Source organism: Brevibacterium pigmentatum (genome assembly GCF_011617465.1).
Taxonomy (GTDB): domain Bacteria; phylum Actinomycetota; class Actinomycetes; order Actinomycetales; family Brevibacteriaceae; genus Brevibacterium; species Brevibacterium pigmentatum.
Window position 1 is genome coordinate 1,626,627 of sequence record NZ_CP050153.1, and the last position, 19,325, is coordinate 1,645,951.

At 64.3% G+C, this 19,325-nt stretch carries 16 protein-coding genes and 1 tRNA gene; 6 read left to right on the forward strand and 11 right to left on the reverse strand.

Translation table 11 applies throughout. The annotated features are described in order from the left end of the window. Nucleotides 1-379 precede the first annotated feature (379 nt). Complete coding sequence (locus GUY30_RS07345; protein ID WP_228281795.1) at nt 380-931, forward strand: M48 metallopeptidase family protein; 552 nt, start codon at nt 380-382, stop codon at nt 929-931. On the opposite strand, the gene GUY30_RS07350 is transcribed toward GUY30_RS07345, so the two are convergent. Beyond that, the gene (locus GUY30_RS07350) at nt 915-1,469 is read right to left on the reverse strand and encodes an NUDIX hydrolase (RefSeq protein WP_167195685.1); all 555 of its coding nucleotides are present in this window, start codon (nt 1,467-1,469) and stop codon (nt 915-917) included. The genes GUY30_RS07345 and GUY30_RS07350 overlap by 17 nt on opposite strands. After that, the gene (locus GUY30_RS07355) at nt 1,470-2,897 is read right to left on the reverse strand and encodes a zinc-dependent metalloprotease (protein WP_167195688.1); all 1,428 of its coding nucleotides are present in this window, start codon (nt 2,895-2,897) and stop codon (nt 1,470-1,472) included. 170 nt (nt 2,898-3,067) lie between these two features. Between GUY30_RS07355 and GUY30_RS07360 the strand changes: the two genes are divergently transcribed. Then, nucleotides 3,068-4,207 (forward strand): YlbL family protein, encoded by a 1,140-nt coding sequence (locus GUY30_RS07360; protein WP_167195691.1) that lies wholly within the window; start codon nt 3,068-3,070, stop codon nt 4,205-4,207. Further along, nucleotides 4,207-7,227 (forward strand): UPF0182 family membrane protein, encoded by a 3,021-nt coding sequence (locus GUY30_RS07365; RefSeq protein WP_228281797.1) that lies wholly within the window; start codon nt 4,207-4,209, stop codon nt 7,225-7,227. The genes GUY30_RS07360 and GUY30_RS07365 overlap by 1 nt, the downstream gene beginning before the upstream one ends. 271 nt (nt 7,228-7,498) lie before the next feature. Here the strand turns inward: GUY30_RS07365 and GUY30_RS07370 are convergent. Continuing rightward, nucleotides 7,499-7,572, reverse strand: a tRNA-Met gene (locus tag GUY30_RS07370). 161 nt (nt 7,573-7,733) lie between these two features. Between GUY30_RS07370 and GUY30_RS07375 the strand changes: the two genes are divergently transcribed. Next, complete coding sequence (locus GUY30_RS07375; protein ID WP_167195694.1) at nt 7,734-8,282, forward strand: YceI family protein; 549 nt, start codon at nt 7,734-7,736, stop codon at nt 8,280-8,282. A gap of 212 nt (nt 8,283-8,494) precedes the next feature. On the opposite strand, the gene GUY30_RS07380 is transcribed toward GUY30_RS07375, so the two are convergent. From GUY30_RS07380 to GUY30_RS07400, 5 genes are read right to left on the reverse strand one after another with little or no spacing between them, the layout of a single operon-like run. Continuing rightward, the gene (locus GUY30_RS07380; protein WP_167195697.1) at nt 8,495-9,760 is read right to left on the reverse strand and encodes an aminotransferase class I/II-fold pyridoxal phosphate-dependent enzyme; all 1,266 of its coding nucleotides are present in this window, start codon (nt 9,758-9,760) and stop codon (nt 8,495-8,497) included. Beyond that, the gene (hisN, locus tag GUY30_RS07385; RefSeq protein WP_167195700.1) at nt 9,760-10,551 is read right to left on the reverse strand and encodes a histidinol-phosphatase; all 792 of its coding nucleotides are present in this window, start codon (nt 10,549-10,551) and stop codon (nt 9,760-9,762) included. Before hisN ends, GUY30_RS07380 begins: the two co-directional genes overlap by 1 nt. 9 nt (nt 10,552-10,560) lie before the next feature. Continuing rightward, the gene (gene rsgA / locus GUY30_RS07390) at nt 10,561-11,715 is read right to left on the reverse strand and encodes a ribosome small subunit-dependent GTPase A (RefSeq protein WP_167195704.1); all 1,155 of its coding nucleotides are present in this window, start codon (nt 11,713-11,715) and stop codon (nt 10,561-10,563) included. 1 nt (nt 11,716) lies between these two features. Then, the gene (gene aroA / locus GUY30_RS07395) at nt 11,717-13,021 is read right to left on the reverse strand and encodes a 3-phosphoshikimate 1-carboxyvinyltransferase (RefSeq protein ID WP_167195707.1); all 1,305 of its coding nucleotides are present in this window, start codon (nt 13,019-13,021) and stop codon (nt 11,717-11,719) included. Between the two features lie 22 nt (nt 13,022-13,043). Continuing rightward, nucleotides 13,044-13,541 carry a DoxX family protein gene (locus GUY30_RS07400; protein ID WP_098730980.1) on the reverse strand — a complete coding sequence of 166 codons (498 nt, stop codon included), beginning with the start codon at nt 13,539-13,541 and terminating at the stop codon, nt 13,044-13,046. Nucleotides 13,542-13,686: 145 nt separating this feature from the next. Between GUY30_RS07400 and GUY30_RS07405 the strand changes: the two genes are divergently transcribed. Further along, nucleotides 13,687-14,343: a sigma-70 family RNA polymerase sigma factor gene (locus GUY30_RS07405; protein WP_373284066.1), complete on the forward strand. Its 657-nt coding sequence runs from the start codon at nt 13,687-13,689 to the stop codon at nt 14,341-14,343. Next, on the forward strand, nt 14,340-14,597 hold the full coding sequence (gene rsrA / locus GUY30_RS07410; RefSeq protein ID WP_167195710.1) for a mycothiol system anti-sigma-R factor: 258 nt from the start codon (nt 14,340-14,342) through the stop codon (nt 14,595-14,597). The genes GUY30_RS07405 and rsrA overlap by 4 nt, the downstream gene beginning before the upstream one ends. Nucleotides 14,598-14,696: 99 nt before the next feature. Here the strand turns inward: rsrA and GUY30_RS18175 are convergent, their stop codons facing one another. The 3 genes from GUY30_RS18175 to GUY30_RS07420 form a co-directional block, all read right to left on the reverse strand. Beyond that, nucleotides 14,697-14,771 carry a 50S ribosomal protein bL37 gene (locus GUY30_RS18175; RefSeq protein WP_098731028.1) on the reverse strand — a complete coding sequence of 25 codons (75 nt, stop codon included), beginning with the start codon at nt 14,769-14,771 and terminating at the stop codon, nt 14,697-14,699. 147 nt (nt 14,772-14,918) lie between these two features. Next, nucleotides 14,919-15,533, reverse strand: a complete 615-nt coding sequence (locus tag GUY30_RS07415) for a GDSL-type esterase/lipase family protein (RefSeq protein ID WP_167195713.1) — start codon at nt 15,531-15,533, stop codon at nt 14,919-14,921. Then, a complete protein-coding gene (locus GUY30_RS07420) occupies nt 15,530-19,240 on the reverse strand; it encodes a multifunctional oxoglutarate decarboxylase/oxoglutarate dehydrogenase thiamine pyrophosphate-binding subunit/dihydrolipoyllysine-residue succinyltransferase subunit (RefSeq protein WP_167195716.1) in 3,711 nt (1,236 codons plus the stop codon). The genes GUY30_RS07415 and GUY30_RS07420 overlap by 4 nt, the downstream gene beginning before the upstream one ends. Between the last annotated feature and the right edge of the window lie 85 nt (nt 19,241-19,325).

Consider the following 19,325-nt stretch of genomic DNA (forward strand, 5'->3'; position numbering starts at 1 on the left):
TGCGGCTTCCCCTTCCGCACGCATCCTCGGGTTTTCCGGGGTCAAGCATAGAACTTATTCCGCAAAAGCCTCCGCGTCAATGCACCGTCATGCACAGACACGTCAACAGCTTGTGGATAACCTGTGGGAATCGCCGTGGAGTCTGTGGAGGAAAGGTGCCTTGAGTGTCTATCCGGCTGTTGATAAATCGACTCCCAGACGGCTCCGCTCCCGTTCCGCGGGGAGCGGTATCGCCGAGGCGGCTGTGGACGAGGGAATCGCCCCTGATTTTTCGACAGACTCAGGAAACTCACAAACTCGGGATCCCGGAGAGCGTTCGTGTTGAGAGCCATTCCATTGACGCTGTCACCGCGTCAGTGCCGTTCCCTATGATGGTCCGGTGAGCAGAGCACAGCGGTGGAGTGAAGAAGAAGTGCTGAGGGCGATCGCCCGGGGCGAGATCGAAGTGCGCCGATCGGCGCGGCGGAAGAAGACCGTCGCGGTCTCGAAGGAGATCGAGACCTACGTGCTGCGCACTCCCGCGCGCTACAGCGTGGAACACAACATCCGATCGCTGACGGACCTGTTCAATCGTCTCTCCGCCCGTGACCATTCCTCGGACGCCGATCTCGTCGAACTGGCCGACGAGATGAGCCGACGGTACTTCAGTGGGAAGCTGCGGCCGGCGTCGATCCGCTGGGTGACGAATCAGAATGTCAGCAGGTGGGCATCGACGACGACATCGACGGGTGATATCCGCATCTCCCACCGTCTGCAGTCAGTGCCCCGCTGGGTGTTGGAGACCGTGGTGGTCCATGAGCTCGTCCACCTTCAGATCGGCCCGCATTCGAAGGAATTCCATGCCTTGGCCGATCGTCATCCGCAGCAGTCGGACGCGAAGCTCTATCTCGAAGGCTTCAGCGACGGAGAGCGATTCAGTCGCGGGAGCTGAGCGCTGCCGCGGCTGAGCGGAAGAGGCCGGGCAGCCGGTCCGGCAGATCGGGCATGAGGTCATCGGGCAGCCGATCGAGCCGGAACCACGCGACGTCGAAGGACTCATCCGACACATGTGGCGAATCATCAGTCGATGCCTGCGCGGCGAAGATGACGTCGAAATGACGGGTGCAGGTCCCGAACGCGGCCGACAGGTCGTGCACATGCAGATCGATCGGGGCCGCTGTGATGCGGGCAAGCGGCCGCAGACCGCTTTCCTCTTCAGCCTCTCGGCGCGCGGCATCACGGAGTGAGGTGTCGGCAGGTTCGAGGTGGCCGCCGAACTGACCCCACAGGCCAGCCTTCCGGTGGTGGTTGAGCAGAACCGCCTCGGCAGCCGGGTCGATGACCAGGCAGCTGGCGGTGACGTGGTGCTCGCCGCTGGAGCGGCGCAGGGAATCGGCACCCTGCCGGTCGAAGAGCTCTGCGAACGACGCGGAGAATGTATTCTGCGGTCCGCGCTCCACTTCCCGTCGGGCGGTGTCGAGATCGATCATTCAGCGATCGTCGGGATCGTCGGAGCTGTCTTCGTCAGTCGATCCGGAGTCATCAGATCCCGAATCCTCTGAACTGTCGGTCGATTCGGCGTCGCTGCCGCCGGCCCCGTCGAGGCCCTCGGCGAGGATGCGTGACAACGCCTCATCGATGCTCGACTCATTGGTCCACTCGGCATGACGACGCTCGGAGTATCCCAGTGGGTCATCGAGGTCCTGTGTGGTCGGCAGCAGATCCGGGTGAGAGAACACACGATCGCGGGCTTTGGCCCCGCCTTGCGTCTCGAGGTAGGCGAACAGCGCAGCCGCATCGCGAAGGCGACGGGGATTGAACTGGAGACCCACGAGAGTGGAGAAGGTCTTCTCCGCCGGTCCCGCGGTTGCCCGGCGACGGCGCAGAGCCTCGCGGACCTGATCGCGGCCGGGCAGATGCTTGCAGGCCTCGTAGACGACGACGTCGACCCAGCCGGCGATGACGGCGAGGAGGTTCTCCAAGGACGTCAGCGCCTTCTTCTGGTCCTCTGTCGTCGGCGGGTTGAACAGTCCCTGGCGGATGTTGTCGCTGAGGTCGGAGATGTTCGAGGGATCGATGTTCGATGCCATGTCCTCGATCTGCGAGGTGTCGACCTTCAGTCCCTGCGCATAGCGAGTCAGGGCCGTCTCCACCTGGGCACTCAGCCACGGTGCGCGCTCGAACAGCGCCAGGTGGGCGAGCTCCTGAGCCGCGAGGTAGATGCGGACCTCGGAGACGTCGACATCGATCTCCGAAGCGAACGTTTCGACGTTCTTCTCGATGACCACGGCGGTGTCGTAGGGGAGCAGGGGCAGTCCCACCTCGGTGCCGGTGAGGACGCTTTCGGACAGCGCACCGACGGCCTGTCCGATCTGCATGGCGAACATCGAATCGCTCATCGAACCGAACATGGACGAAGCACCCGCGAGGATGCCCTTCATCTCGGCCGGGACCTGGGACTCCAACGTATCGGTCAGTGCCGAGGACATGTTCTCCTTGATGGGCAGCACGAACTTCTGCCAGCCGGGCATCGTCTCCTTGACCCAATCGGCGCGGCGCAGGGGACGAGCGGAGCGGTTGGCGACGGACAAGTCGGTGGCCTCTGCCAGCCAGAGTTCGGCCAGACGGAACGCATCGGTCGTGGCTCGTTCGGAGTCGTCGGACACTGCGGGGTCGGGAGTGGGCACGGCCTTCTGCGCGATCGACACGGCCTGCGCCTGCGGGTCGGCACCCTGGCCGAAGAGCCCCTGCATCTGGCTCATGATCGTGGACATCATCGCCGGATCGATCGGGAAGCCCTGCGGCATGCCCGAACTGTTCTTGTCGTCTCCCTGACCGGATCCGGGACCATTGGCGCCGAAGAGCATTCCGAAGATCTGCTCGAACGGATTCTGCTCGTTGTTGTTGTCATCGGTCATTGTTCTACAGCCCCCAAGAATCGGTTTGACTCAACGTTAACGGTTCCGAATGTGCGAAGCTTCCCAATTCCGGGAGGTTTCGCAGGATGTTCGCACCGGGCGAAAGGAGTCTGTGAAAAGGGCACTGAGGTTTCAACTAGACTGGTGGGGCGGTGCAGCGAAAGGATTACATGACAGAGAACGCCCCTCGGGCCGTGCCGGCGTCACCGGCATCGACACGCGGCACCAAACGACGTCGGACTCCACGTCTGGCGACGACTTCGGGCGTCCTCACCTACGTCTTCATCGCCTTGGCCGTGCTTCTGCCGGTTCCGTACATGCTTCAGCTGCCGGGACCGGTTTTCAACACCCTCGGCGACTACCAGGGCGACCCGATGATCAGCGTCTCCGGAGCCAAGACCTATCCGACTGCAGGTCGCATCGACATGCTCACCGTCGCCGTCAGCGGCGGGCCCGGCCGCGACATCTATGCCTCGCAGGCGCTCGGCGCGCTCATCAGCGGCGAGCAGACCGTGGTCCCCACGGAGGCGTACTACCCTTTGGAAACCACTCGTGAGGACGTGACCGAATCGAATGCGGTCGAGATGTCCTCGAGTCAGGACGTCGCCATCGCGGCCGCCATGGGCCAGATGGACAAATCCTATTCCGTGCATCTGTCGGTCGACGACGTCGTCGCCGATGCTCCCGCGCAGGGCAAGCTGCGCAAGGGCGACCGGCTCATGTCGGTCAACGGAGAGAAGTTGGATTCCGATCCCGAGGCCGCACAGATCATGAGCAGGACCGTGCAGGAATCGGACTCCGTCGAACTCGGAATCGAGCGCGAAGGAAAGAAGAAGACCCTTACGCTGACTCCCGCGACGGTCGATGACCGCAAGGCGATCGGCATCACGATGAAGCAGGACTTCGAATTCCCCGTCGACGTGAAGTTCAACGTCGACGGCGTCGGCGGCCCCTCGGCAGGGACGATGTTCGCTCTGGCCATCATCGATGAGCTCACGCCCGGTGCGATGACCGGCGGCAAGCATGTCGCCGGCACGGGGGAGATCACCCCCGGCGGAACCGTCGGCCCCATCGGCGGTGCCCGCCAGAAGGTGGCTGCCGCCACCGAGAAGGGAGCGACGCTGTTCCTCTCTCCCGCCGACAACTGTGCGGAGGTCATGGCCGCCGCAGACCAATCCAAGATCACGGTGGCGCGCATCGATACTCTCGATGACGCGCAGACCACCGTGGAGCAGTACGCCGCCGGCAACACCTCGGACCTGCCGAAGTGTCCCGCCGATGGTGCCGACAACAATGAGAAAGGGCAGTAGTGAGCACCTCGTCCTCACCCACCTCCGCACGCATGCCGGCGAATCGGCCAAGACGTTCGCCGCTGCTGCTCACCCTCGTGTCTGTGGCGATCCTGCTGATCGCCTTCATCGCCTTCACCCAGGTCTATACCGAGGTGCTGTGGTTCCGCCAGATCGACGCGGCAAACATCTTCCGCACCATGTGGCTCACGCGCGGACTGACGTTCCTCGCCGGATTCATCGTCATGGCCGTCCCGGTCTGGCTGAGCCTGCACCTGGCCTACCGCCATCGCCCCGTCTACGCGCCGACGACTCCGCGACAGGAAAACCTCGATCGCTATCGTGAGGCCATCGAGCCTCTGCGTCGGGTCGCGACGATCGCGATTCCGGCAGTCATGGGTGTCCTCGCCGGCATCACCGCCTCGGCGCATTGGAACATGATCCTCGAGTGGATCAACTCGACGTCCTTCGGCTCGAAGGATCCTCAGTTCGGTCTCGACAAGTCGTTCTTCGTCTTCGTCCTGCCCGGTCTGCGCCTCATCGGCAACCAGCTGGGCATGGCTCTGCTCATGGCTCTCATCGCAGCACTCGTCGCCCACTACCTCTTCGGCGGCATCCGTCCGGGGGAGCAGAAGGGCATCATTCTGACGAAGGCCGCTCAGTGGCAGCTGGGCATCACCGTGGCGGTGCTCGTCATGGTTCAGGCCGGTCGGCTGTGGCTCTCCCGCTACGATCGGATGACCGCTGCCGGCGGAATCGTCCCGGGCGTCACCTATGTCGACGATCGTGCCGCCCTGCCTGCGATGGCGATCGTCTCCATCGCGGCGGGCCTGGTGGCGCTGCTGTTCGTCTACACGGCGTGGAAGGGCAACTGGCGGATCTCGATCATCGCTACGCTCACGCTCATCGTGCTCGGCGGCGTCTCGATCATCGCCTACCCGGCGCTGCTTCAGCAGTTCCAGGTCAACCCGTCTCAGCAGAGCAAGGAATCGGAGTACATCCAGCACAACATCGATGCCACGCGTGAAGCGTTCGACTTCGATGACATCGAGGTGACTCCGTACTCGCCGAGTACCAGCGGCAAGAAGGGCGACCTGCGCAAGGACGCCGAGACCGCGGCCTCGATCCGTCTGCTGGATCCCAACCTCGTCTCGGACACCTTCCGCCAGCTGCAGCAGGTGCGCCCGTACTACTCGTTCCCGCAGAAGCTCGATGTCGACCGCTACGACATCGACGGAGAGATGCGAGACACCGTGATCTCCGTGCGCGAACTCGCCCCGAGCTCGGTGAACAATCAGAGCTGGTTCAACCGGGCGATCGTCTACACCCACGGATTCGGTGTGGTCGCGGCCAACGGAAACCAGCGCAACCCGGACGGCGAACCACTGTTCATGGAGTCGGATATTCCCCCGAAGGGTGAGTTCCCCGAATACGAGCCGCGCGTGTACTTCGGCGAGTCCTCTCCGGACTACTCGATCGTCGGTGCTCCGAAGGGTGCGACTCCGCGTGAGCTCGACTATCCCTCCGATGAGAAGAGCGGCTCCGGTCAGGTGAACAACACCTTCTCCGGTGACGGCGGACCGTCGGTGGGCAATGTATTCAACCGTCTCGCCTACGCTCTGAAGTTCCAGGACGAGCAGATCCTTCTCTCGGACGCCCTCAATGAGGAATCCCAGATCCTCTACGACCGTCACCCACGTGAGCGTGTGGAGAAGCTCGCTCCCTTCCTCAAGGTCGACGGCGATCCGTACCCGGCCGTTGTGGACGGGAAGATCAAGTGGATCCTCGACGGATACACGACTGCCGAGGACTACCCGTACTCGACACCGCAGCCGCTCCAGCAGGCGACCGAGGATTCGACCACGGCGTCGGCTCCGGATTCGGTGGCGACTCTGCCGGATGATGAGGTCAACTACATCAGGAACTCGGTGAAGATCACCGTCGACGCCTATGACGGTTCAGTCGACATGTACCAGTGGGACAAGGACGATCCGGTTCTCAAGACCTGGATGAAGGTGTTCCCCGGACTCATCAAGTCCTCCTCGGAGATGTCCGGTGATCTGATGAGCCACGTCCGCTACCCGGAGGACCTGTTCAAGGTTCAGCGTGACCTGCTCACGAAGTACCATGTCACCTCCGCCAGTGAGTTCTACTCCGGTCAGGACTTCTGGACCCTGCCGACGGATCCGACGACGAAGGCGAGCAGCGGACTGACGCAGCCGCCGTTCTACATGACCCTGCAGATGCCGGGTCAGCAGTCGCCGTCGTTCTCGCTGACGAGCTCGTACATTCCTGCTCGATCGTCCGAGGGACAGTCGCGCAACAACCTCACCGGCTTCCTCTCGGCTGATGCCGATGCCGGGAACAAGAAGGGCGAGACCGCCGAAGGCTACGGCAAGCTGAGACTGCTGCAGCTGCCGCGCAATACCACTGTGCCCGGACCTGGTCAGGCACAGAACAACTTCAACACCGCACCCGATGTGCAGCGCAGCCTGAACCTGCTGCGTCAGGGTGAGTCCGAAGTCGAGAACGGCAACCTGCTGACTCTGCCGATCGGCGGCGGCCTGCTCTACGTCCAGCCGGTCTACGTCCGGTCCGCCGGAGAGACCTCCTACCCGCTGCTGCAGCACGTGCTCGTGGCTTTCGGCGAGGACATCGGGTTCGCCCCGACCCTCGACGAAGCGCTCGACCAGGTGTTCGGCGGCGACTCCGGAGCCAGCGCAGGTGACGCCGGCACCGAGGACAGCGGAGACGGCGAATCGGGATCCACTTCCGGCGGAGAGAACGCGGACTCCCCGTCCGGCTCGCCGGACAAGGCCCTCAACGACGCTCTGCAGGAGGCGAAGAAGGCCATGGAGGAGTCCGATGCCGCTCTGAAGGACGGCGACTTCGCCGAGTACGGCAAGGCGCAGGACCGTCTGAAGAAGGCGCTTGAGGATGCCGTTGCGGCCGATCCCTCGCTCGCCGAGGATGGAGCGGGCGGCGAGTCCTCCGCTCCCGCCTCGGCGCCGGCAGACGAAGGCGGTGACTCGGGCAACTGAGCCTGAGGCGAACCGGTTCGGCCCGCTGAGGCAGCGCCGACGGAGTTCGCGCCTCTCAAGACGAACGCCCCTGGGACATCCCAGGGGCGTTCGTCGTTCCCAGCGGAGTACCCGAGCTCCACCAACCCACCGACAACCCTTGTTACTACCTGACGGCGGCCCAGCAACCTCGCGCGAGGTTGCTGGGCCGCCGTCAGGTAGTAATAGAGGTGAGGGGATGAATGAGAAGAACCCCCAGTCAGTGAACTGACTGGGGGTTCTGCCGCTATCGTGGCGGGGGAGGGATTTGAACCCCCGACCTCCGGGTTATGAGCCCGGCGAGCTACCGAACTGCTCCACCCCGCGGCGTGTTCTTAACTTTACACGAGGGGCCACCTGGCGGCCAAACCGAATACAGGTGACCTCCGCCACATGGTCACTTGCTGTTCACTCGTAGGGGTTGCGTATGGTTGAAAGTTGAACTAAAGTCATTTTTGTACTTCAAATTTCAACCAAAAGGAGAAATCATGACTGCTCTGCCTCAGGGACTCACCGCCGGAACCTGGAACATCGACCCCATCCACTCGGAGTTCACCTTCACTGCTCGCCACGCAGGCGTCTCGAAGGTCCGCGGACACTGCGAAGAGATCGCCGGCAGCGTCAACGTCGGTGAGACCCTCGAAGACAGCGTCGTGTCAGCCGAGGCCTCGGCGAACTCGATCAACACCCGCAACGAACAGCGCGACGGTCACCTCAAGAGCGGTGACTTCTTCCTCGCCGAGGAGCACCCGAAGCTGAGCTTCAAGTCGACCGGAATCAAGGCTGACGCTGCTGATGAGTTCCAGACCGTCGGCGAGCTGACCATGCGCGGCGTGACCAAGGAAGTCGCCTTCGCCACCGAATTCGCCGGTGTCGCCACCGACCCGAACGGCAACCAGGTCGCCGGCCTCTCGGCCACCGCCACGGTCAACCGCAAGGACTTCGGAATGTCCTTCGAGGCTGTCCTCGGCGGAGGAGAGCTCCTCGTCTCCGACAAGATCAAGATCGAACTCGAGCTCGAGCTCGTCAAGGCCTGATCTGTTCTGAGCAGGGTTCTGTCTGAGGCACGAGTGCGCCGTCAGCCGATCTGACCCCAGCAGGCAGCTTCACTGCCCGACACAGAAGGGGCGAACCGCATCAGCGGTTCGCCCCTTCTGTCGTACCAGACCTCACCGATCACGGCTCAGCGAATTCAGCGCATTCTGGTTCGTCGAGTTCTCATTCTGCCTGTTCTCGAGTCGAAGACTGCTCATCGCCTTGGCCGCAGAGCGTCCGGGTTCTCTCGCAGATGCGCACCGAGGGCGATGAACAGCTGTGAGCCCTTGTCGACGTCGGCGACGGACTTGCAGAAGGAATACCGGATCGACGACCGATAGGCGTCGTACGCCGGACTCCCCGGCCGGCACAGGGCAGGGACGGGAATTCCGACCAATGAGAATTCTCGGGCCAGCAGTTCATTGAGCTCGAAAGCATCGAGATCCGTTACCGCAGAGAAGTCGACCACCGTGAAATAACCGGCGCGCGGAGTCGATACCTCAGCACCGGGCACTGCGCGACAGGCGGGGACCAGAACCTCTGCGCGGGCCCTCAGCGAAGCCCGGTTCTCGGCGACGAACTGCGAATCGCCGCTGAGCATGTCGGCCAAACCGATCTGCATCGGACCGCCGGCCGTGAACGAGAGGAACTGTTTGACCGTCTGAACAGCCTGTCGAACCTCGGGTGAGGCGATGACCCAGCCGATCTTCCATCCCGTGGTGTTCCAGGATTTGCCCGCCGAGGAGACCGTGACGACCCGTGCAGAATCCTCGATCGCCACGGCGGGAGGGACATGCCCCTGATCGGTGAGGACGAGCTGTTCGTAGACCTCATCGGAGAGCACCCAGGCGTCGACCGACTCGGCCGCCCGACCGATGCGGGCGAGATCGTCGGTCGAGAAGATGAACCCGGTGGGATTGTGCGGAGTGTTGACGAGGATGATCTGAGGTTCTACCTCGGCGACCACCCGATCGAAGGCCTCCCAATCCGGGCCGAAGCCGCCGTGGCCATCGGGCAGGATCGGCACCGTGTGCAGCGAGCCGCCTGCGGCGGCGATCGCCGCAGGATAGGAATCGTAGAACGGCTCGAATGCGACGAGCGAACCGCCGCGGGGCAGCAGAGCGAGGATCGCTGCTGTCAGCCCCTCTGTGGCTCCCGCCGTGTAGAGCACCTCGCCGGGGGCGACGTTCTGACCGAAATCACGACCGCGTTGAGCGGCCACAGCCTCGAGCAGCTGGGGGAATCCCTGACCAGGGGCATACTGATTGAAACCGGCCCGCATCGCCTCGGCGGTGGCGGCGATGAGTTCGTTCGGAGGCTCTGTGCCGGGAGCACCCTGCCCGAGGTTGACGGCTCCCACCTCGGCGGCGAACTTCGTCATCTGCCCGTAGATGGTCTCACCGATCGACCCGTCAGGGTTGGTCAGACCTGCCGATTCGGCCATCGAATGCCACAGCGGGGCCCCCATGATGTCCGGCATCATGACACCTCCGCAGGGGCGACGCGCCCGAGCCGGTCCAGAGCCGCCTCGTGGAGCCGCGAATTGCTGGCCAAGGCGTTGCCGCCGAAGGGACCCGGGGTCCCGGCGGTGTTCGTGAACGTTCCACCGGCTTCGAGGACGATGGGCACGAGCGCACCCATATCGTAGAGCGCGAGCTCCGGTTCGCAGGCAAGGTCGACCGCGCCCTCGGCCAGCAGCATATAGGAGTAGAAGTCGCCGTAGCCGCGTGTGCGCCACAGCGAATCGCAGAGGTCGAGGAACTCGTCGAGGATTCCGAGTTCCTTCCAGCCCGACAGCGAAGAATACGACAGCGACGCATCGGCGAGAGCATCGACCGAAGACACGGTGATGCGTTCGGCTGGGGATCCGAGCTCGGTGGCATAGGCGCCCTGACCGGCTTCCGCCCACCACCGGCGACCGAGTGCGGGAGCGGAGACCACTCCCAGCAGCGGCTGGTCGCCGTCGTAGAGCGAGATCAGCGTCGCCCACACGGGTACTCCGCGCACGAAGTTCTTCGTTCCGTCGATCGGATCGATGATCCATCGTCGCGAGGAGTCCCCGTGGGCTCCGAATTCCTCACCGAGCACGCTGTCCTCGGGGCTAGCCTCGGTGAGGCGAGTCATGATCGCCTTCTCCACCGCGCGGTCGCATTCGGTGACAGGGGTGAGGTCGGGTTTGGTTTCGACAGCGAAGTCCTGGGCCCGGAAATGCGGGTGGCTGATGGCATCGGCAAGATCGGCGAGTTCGATCGCCAGGTCGAGGTCGTTCATGCCTCCAGCCTATCCAGTCGAGGGCAGCAGCCGGCGCAGGGACTCCAGCCGTGAGACTCCTCCAGGCCCGGCCTTGCCGTCGGCCACCCACTCATCGAGTCGGCAGCCGGGGGAGTCGGCGAGGTGAGTGCACCCGCGGGGGCACTCGGCCGTGGCGTCGACGAGCTCCGGGAACGCCGAGATCAGGGTCTCCCGGTCCACATGGGCCAAGCCGAAGCTGCGCACTCCCGGGGTGTCGATCAGCCATCCGCCGCGCTCCAACGGCAGACACACGGCCGAGGACGAGGTGTGCCGCCCGCGCCCGGTGACATCGTTGACGTGCCCCGTTGCGCGGTCCGCGGCGGGAACGAGGACGTTGGTCAGGGTCGATTTGCCCACGCCCGAATGGCCCACGAGGACGCTGATGCGTCCGCGCAGACGGTCGGCCACCTCGGCGTGGGGTTCGGTCTCGTTACGATCAGAATCGTCCGCGTCACGGGCGGAATCGTTCGCGTCATGCGCAGAATCGTTCGCGGTCGATTCGGTCGTGGCCGTATCGAATGACTCGGCAGCGGGGGCGACGGAGGACTCGACGATGTCGACCCCGGAGGCGGAGAACCGTTCCTTCAACTCCGTGGCCGGGTGCAGGTCGGTCTTCGTGACGATGAGCAGGGGAGTGATCCCCGCATCGAAGGCGGCGACGAGGGCCCGGTCGATAAGTCCGAACGAAGGGTCGGGGTCCATGGTGGCCGTGACGATGCCCATGACGTCGACATTGGCCACGAGGACGCGCTCGGTCGGGTCGGTGTCATCGGCGCTGCGGCGCAGCAGGGTCTGCCGTTCGGTGATCTCCACCAGTCTGGCCAGGGTTCCCTCCGCTCCCGAGGTATCGCCGACGAGGCGGACGATGTCGCCGGGGACGACCGCCTGCTTGCGCAGGTGCGAGGCGCGCACCGCCGTCACCGAGGTGGCCCCGCGTGAGCGTTTCCCCTTCTTCCGAGTCGGGGGAGTCGAGGGGAAGTTCCCACCGTCGTCGGCGAGGATGACGCGGTACCGGCCCCGATCAACCGCGGTGACCAGACCGGACACGGCATCCTTGTGGTCCGGGCGGTTCTTCGTCCGGGGGCGCGAACCGCGGCGGTTCGGTCGGGGACGGTAGTCCTCGTCGCGGAAGATTTTCGCCATATCAGGCTCCGGGGGTGAGCATGGCTTCCCACAGCTGAGTGAAAGCAGGCAGGGTCTTGGCGACGGTGCCGGCGTTCTCGACGACCATTCCGTTGTTGCGCAGGGCGAGGACGGCGCCGGCCATGACCATGCGATGGTCGTGGTAGGTGTGCCACAGTGCCGGGCGCAGCTGGCTGGTGCCGGTGATCGTCAGCGCATCGGGATGCTCGACGACGTCGACGCCGATGGCTCCGTACTCCCGGGTCAGGGCGGATAGGCGATCGGTCTCGTGCCCGCGCAGATGTCCGATTCCGCGCAGCTGCGAGGTGCCGTCGGCCAGAGCCGCGAGAGCCGAGACCACGGGGGTGAGCTCGCCGACGGCTGACAGGTCGAGATCGACAGCGGTGAGCCGCTCCGGGCCCTGCACATGCAGTCCGTCCCGGTCGAGGCGCACCGTCGCTCCGAAGGCTTCGGCGATCTCACGGAAGCCGTCGCCGGCCTGGGTCGTGTGCGCGGGCCAACCGGCGATGGTCACGGAACCACCGGTGGCGACGGCTGCCGCAGCGAAGGCGGCGGCGTTGGACAGGTCGGGTTCGACCTGGACGTCGAGACCGCGGGGGAGCCCGGGTTCGACGATCCAGCGTTCGGGTTCGGGTTCGCTGATGTCGACGCCCGCGTCCCGGAGGACCTCGATCGTCATATCCACGTGCGTTCGACTGGGCACCGTGTCCGCGGTGTTGGTCAGTTCGAGGCCCAAAGGCATGACGGGGGCCGAGAGCAGCAGTCCCGAGACGAACTGACTGGAGGCGCTGGCGTCGATGCCGAGGTGGCCGCCGCGCAGGTTCGAGTCGGCGTGGATGGTCATCGGCAATGTTCCGTCGACGGAGGTGATGGAAGCACCGAGCGCGCGCAGAGACTCGATCGTCACCGACATCGGCCGCACCCTGGCCTGCTCGTCGCCGTCGAGGGTGACTTCACGTCCGGTCAGCGCGGCGAGCGGGGGAATGAAGCGCATCACGGTTCCAGCGAGGCCGCAGTCGATGGTGAGCGACTCCGAATCCTGTACCGCTGGAGCGTTCCCGCCGGCGAAGGGGATCGGCTCGATGTGGAGTTCATCTTCGTCTTCGTCGATCACAGCACCGAGGCGGCGCAGCGCTTCGACCATCAGCAAGGTATCGCGGCTGCGCAGCCATCCCCTGAGGTCCGAGCCGGAACGGGCCAGAGCCGCGAGGATGAGATAGCGGTTCGTCAGGGACTTCGAACCGGGAACGGAGACGGTGGCAGAGACGGCGGAACCGGCGACCGGCGGCTGCCAGTCGCCGGTCACCGGGGGAGTGTGCGTGGAGATGTCAGTCAACTCCGAGTGCGCTCAGAGCCTGCTTCGACGTGTCTTCGACACTCGACCACAGGTCTTCGGCCGCATGCTGTGTCCGCCACCACAGACCGGGGCGTCCGGCGGTGTCGACGGCGGCGAGCAGGGCACCGCCGAGCATCGATGTGCGCAGGAGGGTGCGTTCGTTGCGGGCCTTCTTCTCGTCCTTCGACGTCGTCTTGTCGGCAGACAGACGCTCACCGACGGTGTCGAGCAGGTAGGTGCCGACGAGGATCGATGCGCTCAGCCGTGGGAAGCGCCCGATGGCCAGCATCGAACCGGCAGCGACCTGTGCCACACCGGTTGCCCGGGCAAGAGTCACTGCGTCGACCGGAACGTCGACCTGCTTGCGGGCCTGGTTGAGGAGCGGGCCGACCGATGCGGCCGCTGCCTCCGGCTTGCGCAGTCGTTCGACGCCGTTGAGGATGTAGCCGGCGGCCAGCATGGGCCGTGCGATAAGACGAATGGGAGACACAGTGGTCCTTCCTACGTGGCGGTCATCTCACTGGCAAGCATAACTGCTGAGGTGGGAATAGTGGGACGCCAGTCCGATGTTGTACCGGGTGAAGCCATTCGACGGGTGCACCCGTCGCGAAGTCGACAGGCAGAAGGAGAAGTCTATGAGCGCCACTGCCGTCCTGGAGAGAACGGGCGTACCATTGACTGCGATGACCGAATCAGTCAAAGAAGCCCCCGAAACGGACGCCGAGAGGTCGGCGCGTTTCGAGCGGGATGCTCTGGAATATGTCAACCAGCTCTACGCAGCTGCTCTGCGTATGACACGCAACCCGGCAGACGCCGAGGACCTCGTCCAGGAAGCCTATGCGAAGGCCTACGCGGCCTTCCACCAGTACAAGCCCGGAACCAACCTCAAGGCGTGGCTGTACCGGATCCTGACGAACACCTTCATCAACAACTACCGCAAGAAGCAGCGCCAGCCGCAGGAGCACGGCAGCGAGGACATCGAAGACTGGCAGATCGCACAGGCGAACAGCCACTCGTCCTCCGGCGGTCGTTCCGCTGAGCTCGAAGCTCTCGATCACCTTCCCGACTCCGACGTCAAGGAGGCGCTCTCGGCCCTGCCCGAAGACTTCCGGATGGTCGTCTACTATGCCGATGTCGAAGGCCTGCCGTACAAGGAGATCGCCGAGATCATGGAGACGCCGATCGGCACGGTGATGTCGCGTCTTCACCGAGGCCGCCGACAGCTGCGCGAGATGTTGGCCGACTACGCCGCCGAACGCGGTTTCGTGAGTCCCGAGGGAGGTGCGAAATGAGTGACGAAGAATGCTGCGAAAGCGTGAGGACCGAGTCTCTCATGCGCATCTACCACTATCTCGACGGAGAGCTGACGACGACGGAGATCCGCGAGATCTCGATCCACCTCGAACAGTGCCCGTCATGTCATGACGAGTACGAGATCGAAGCGCTGCTCAAGGAGCTCGTCCGTCGTTCGTGCAGCCACGATCGTGCCCCGATGGGATTGCGTGAGAAGATCCGCCAGCGGATCGCACTCGAACAGAACTCCTGACCGGCGGCCCGGGTACAGCCCGGAACCTCGGACACAACGAAGGCGGGAAGAGATTCGAATCTCTTCCCGCCTTCGTCGTTCACTGAACGAATCAGCGAATCATGCGTTTGGACGCTTGCCGTGGTTTGCTTTCTTACGGCGGCGATCGCGACGCTTACGGCCACGCTTGCTCATTGTGCCCTCCTTTGATAGACGCTCAATTGTCTCATAATGCCCGAGCAGAGCAAAGTCGGCGCAGGTCACAGACCTTGCCGATTCGGCTCGACGGGATGGTGCGGTTGTCACCTCGGGTGCTGCTCGGCCGAGTAACGCGAAGACGCCTCAGCTGTCGCCGAGGACGTCCTGGACTCCCAGCCAGTTGAACCAGCCGCGGTGGAGAACCAGCCAGGCCAGCAGACCGTAGCCTTCCTGCGCCGGCAGATGGTCCCGTGACGAAGCGACCTCGCGCTGCCAGACCGGATGGCCGAGGAGCGGAGTGAAGGTGTCGACATAGGTGATGCCGCGCCGCTTGGCCACATCGGAGAAGCTGGCGTTGAGCTCAGCGATGCGACGATTGCGATCACCGTCGTGCTCCGGCGGTGGGCCCAATACGAATGTCGAGACCTTCCGGGCCAATGCTTCGTCGAGGATATTGGCCACATCGAGTCGGGCCCGGGCCACGGAACGACCCGAATCGAGATCCCCGGATCCCAGCGCAAGCACCAGGCGGTTGTCCCCGTCCGGAGAGAACCGCAGGGACGCCTCGGCGATGGTGCGGGCATGAAGGCCGGCGGAATCCTCTGCCGGCACGGCCAGGGGATACACCTTGAGCTCCGGCAGACTCGGCAGAGTCCGCGCCGTCACCCGACCGACCCATCCGAGGCCACGGCCATCGCCGTGGCCGGCGACCAAAGGGCCTCCGACCACGGCGATGGTAGTGGTGACGTCGCTGCTCACCGGCTGAAGATCCGGTCGACGAGTTCCTTCTGCTGTGCATCGTGGAAGTGCTTGAGTCCAGTCGATGTGGCTGCAGAAGCGGCACGGGAGATGACCTTGACCTCACGGCCGCCGAGGAGCTCGGGCAGGTGCAGCGCCATGAAGGGCCATGCGCCCTGGTTCTCCGGCTCTTCCTGTGCCCAGACGATCTCGGCGTCGGCCGGGAAGCGGTCGAGCACGGCGGTGATGGCCGCTTCGTCGAGTGGGTAGAGCTGCTCGAGGCGGACGAGAGCCAGCTTCTGGTCGTTGTCCTTCTCGCGCTTGGCCTTGAGCTCCCAGTAGAGCTTGCCGGAGACGAGGACGACGCGCTCGACCTGCGAGGCATCGACGTCCGTATCGTCGATGACGGCCTGGAACTTGCCCGAGGTGAACTCCTCCGGCGAGTTCGCCGCTGCCTTGAGACGCAGCATCGACTTCGGGGTGAAGACGATGAGCGGACGTTTGTTCGTCGTCGAGGCGTGGCGACGCAGCAGGTGGAAGTACGAGGCACCCGAGGACGGGTAGGCCACCGTCATGTTGTTCTCCGCGCACAGCTGGAGGTAACGCTCGATGCGACCCGAGGAATGATCGGGTCCCTGCCCCTCGTAGCCGTGGGGCAGGAGCATGACGACACCGGAGTTCTGCTGCCACTTCTGCTCGGAGGAGGAGATGAACTCGTCGATGACGGTCTGCGCACCCTGTGCGAAGTCACCGAACTGAGCCTCCCACGCCACGAGGGCGTCCTTGCGTTCGACGGAGTAGCCGTATTCGAAGCCGACGGCGGCGTACTCGCTGAGCAGGGAGTCGTAGACCCAGAATCGAGCCTGCTCCTCGGTGAGGTTCTGCAGCGGCGTCCATTCGTTGCCGTTGACGGAGTCGATGAGCACCGAGTGGCGCTGGACGAACGTTCCGCGGCGGGAGTCCTGGCCCGCCAGTCGCACCGGCACACCGTCCATGAGCAGTGAGCCGAAGGCCAGCAGCTCGGCGAAGCCCCAGTCGATGCCGCCTGAGAGCGACATCTCCTTGCGCTTCTCGAGCAGCGCCCGCAGCTTCTTGTGAACGGTGAAGCCCTCGGGGATCTCGGTGAAGGCCTCGCCGATGCGCTGCAGCGTCTCGGGACTGATGGCCGTCTCGGCATCGTTGAAAGTCTCGATGTCGCTGGGCTCGTAGGGAGCATTGAACGCTTCCCCGTCGTAGGGGCCGGTCTCGGCCTCCTTGGTCTCGGCGAACGCCGATTCCAGCTTCGACTGGTAGTCCTTGAGCGCCTCGGCGGCCTCTTCGTCGGTGATGCACTTCCTGCCGACGAGGGATTCGGTGTAGAGCTTGCGCACCGAACCCTTCTTCTCGATGAGGGAATACATCGTCGGCTGGGTCATCGACGGATCGTCGCCCTCGTTGTGGCCGCGACGGCGGTAGCACACGAGGTCGATGACGACGTCCCGGTTGAATTCCTGGCGGTATTCGAAGGCCAGGCGGGCCGCCCGGACAACGGCCTCGGGGTCATCGCCGTTGACGTGGAAGATCGGGGCGTTGATCGACTTGGCGACGTCCGTGCAGTAGAACGAGGAACGCGCCGAGGCGGGGGGAGTGGTGAACCCGACCTGGTTGTTGATGATGACGTGGACCGTTCCGCCGGTGCGGTAGCCGCGCAGCTCGGAGAGGTTGAGCGTCTCGGTGACCACGCCCTGACCGGCGAATGCGGCATCGCCGTGGACGAGGACCGGCAGCACGGTGAAGCCCGACTCGCCCTGGTCGATGAGATCCTGCTTGGCGCGCACGATGCCCTCGAGTACCGGGTCGACGGTTTCGAGGTGGCTGGGGTTGGCAGCGACGTAGACACCGGTGGTGTTGCCTGCCGGTGAGGTGAACGAACCCTTGGTGCCCAGGTGGTACTTCACATCGCCAGAGCCCTGGACACTGTCCGCGGACATGGTGCCGTCGAACTCACGGAAGATCTGCGCATAGGACTTGCCGGCGATGTTCGTGAGCACATTGAGGCGACCGCGGTGGGCCATGCCGATGGCGACCTCGTCGAGGCCGGTGTCGGCGGACTGGTTGAGGATCTCGTCGAGCAGGACGATCGCGGACTCTCCGCCTTCGAGGCTGAAGCGCTTCTGTCCGATGTACTTCGTCTGGAGGAAGGTCTCGAAGGCCTCGGCGGCATTGAGGCGGCCGAGGATGTGTCCCTGCTCCGAACGGGTGAGCTCCTGATGCGGAACCTCGATCTTCGACTGGAACCAGCGGCGCTGGACCGGGTCGGCGATATGCATGTATTCGAACCCGGTGGTCCGGCAGTAGCTCTCGCGCAGCAGTCCGAGGATGTTGCGGAAGGGCATCATCGGCTTCGCGCCGAATCCGCCGGTGGGGAACTCGCGTTCGAGATCCCACAGGGTCAGACCATGCTGGTTGATGTCGAGATCCGGGTGCGACCGCTGACGGTAGACCAGCGGATCGATATTGGCCATGAGGTGGCCGCGCGTGCGGTAGGCATCGATGAGTTCGATGACGCGTGCGGTCTTGTTGACGTCGTCCTGGTCTTCGGCCGAGACGTCGGGAACCCAGCGGACCGGCTCGTACGGCAGACGCAGGGATTCGAAGACATCGTCGTAGAAGCCGTCTTCGCCCAGCAGGTAGCTGTGGACCAGCTTGAGGAACTCGCCCGAACCGGCGCCCTGGATCACGCGGTGATCGTAGGTCGAGGTCAGGGTCAGCACCTTGGACACGGCCAGGGAGTTGATGGTCTGCTGGCTGGCACCCTGGAATTCGGCGGGGTAGTCGAGCGCGCCGACGCCGATGATGCAGCCCTGGCCCTTGGTCAGACGCGGCACGGAGTGGACGGTGCCGATTCCTCCGGGGTTGGTCAGCGAGACGGTGGTGCCGGCGAAGTCGTCGGCGGTGAGCTTGCCCTGCCGTGCCTTGTCGACGAGGCCGTCGTAGGCGTCGACGAACTGGCGGAAGGTCAGCGTCTCGGCCTTCTTGACATTGGGCACCAGCAGGGTGCGGGATCCGTCCTTCTTCGGCACGTCGATGGCGAGGCCGAAGTTGATGTGGGCGGGGGAGATCATCACGGGCTTGCCGTCGCGGACGTCGTAGGAGACGTTCTGCGAGGGGAAGTTCTGCAGGGCGCGGATCACGGCGTAGCCGATGAGGTGGGTGAAGGAGACCTTCCCACCACGGGTGCGCTTGAGGTGCGAGTTGATGACGATCCGGTTGTCGATGAGCGCCTTGGCAGGCAGGGCCCGGACCGAGGTGGCGGTCGGGACTTCGAGCGACTCATCCATGTTCTTGGCGATGAGCTTCGCGGGGCCGCGCAGGGGAGTGATCGTCTCCTCCGGTGCGGGCTTCGGTGCGGCGTCCTTCTCGGTGACCTTCGGCACGGACTTGGTCTCGGCCTTCAGCGTCTCGGACTCAGCCGAGGACGGGGTGACTCCGCGAGAGGTCGCCGGAGCGGCGGCGGGGGCAGGGGCCTTGGCATCCGACTTCTTTGCGGCCGGCTTCGCCTCCTGTTTGGCGGCCGGCTCGGCAGCGGACTGAGCGCCTCCGCCGTTCTTTTCGTACTTGTCGAAGAAGGGCCACCAGGACTGGTCGACCGAATTCTTATCTGACTTGTACTGCTCATACAATTCCTCGACCAGCCACTCATTCGACCCGAAGTCTTCAACGGTGCGGTTCGGAGTATTGACGGACACGGCGTTGATCGCCTACTTCCTGATTCAAGACTTGCTGCTTAACGACATCTCCAAGCCTAACGTGATGTGCCATCGAATGTGCAGT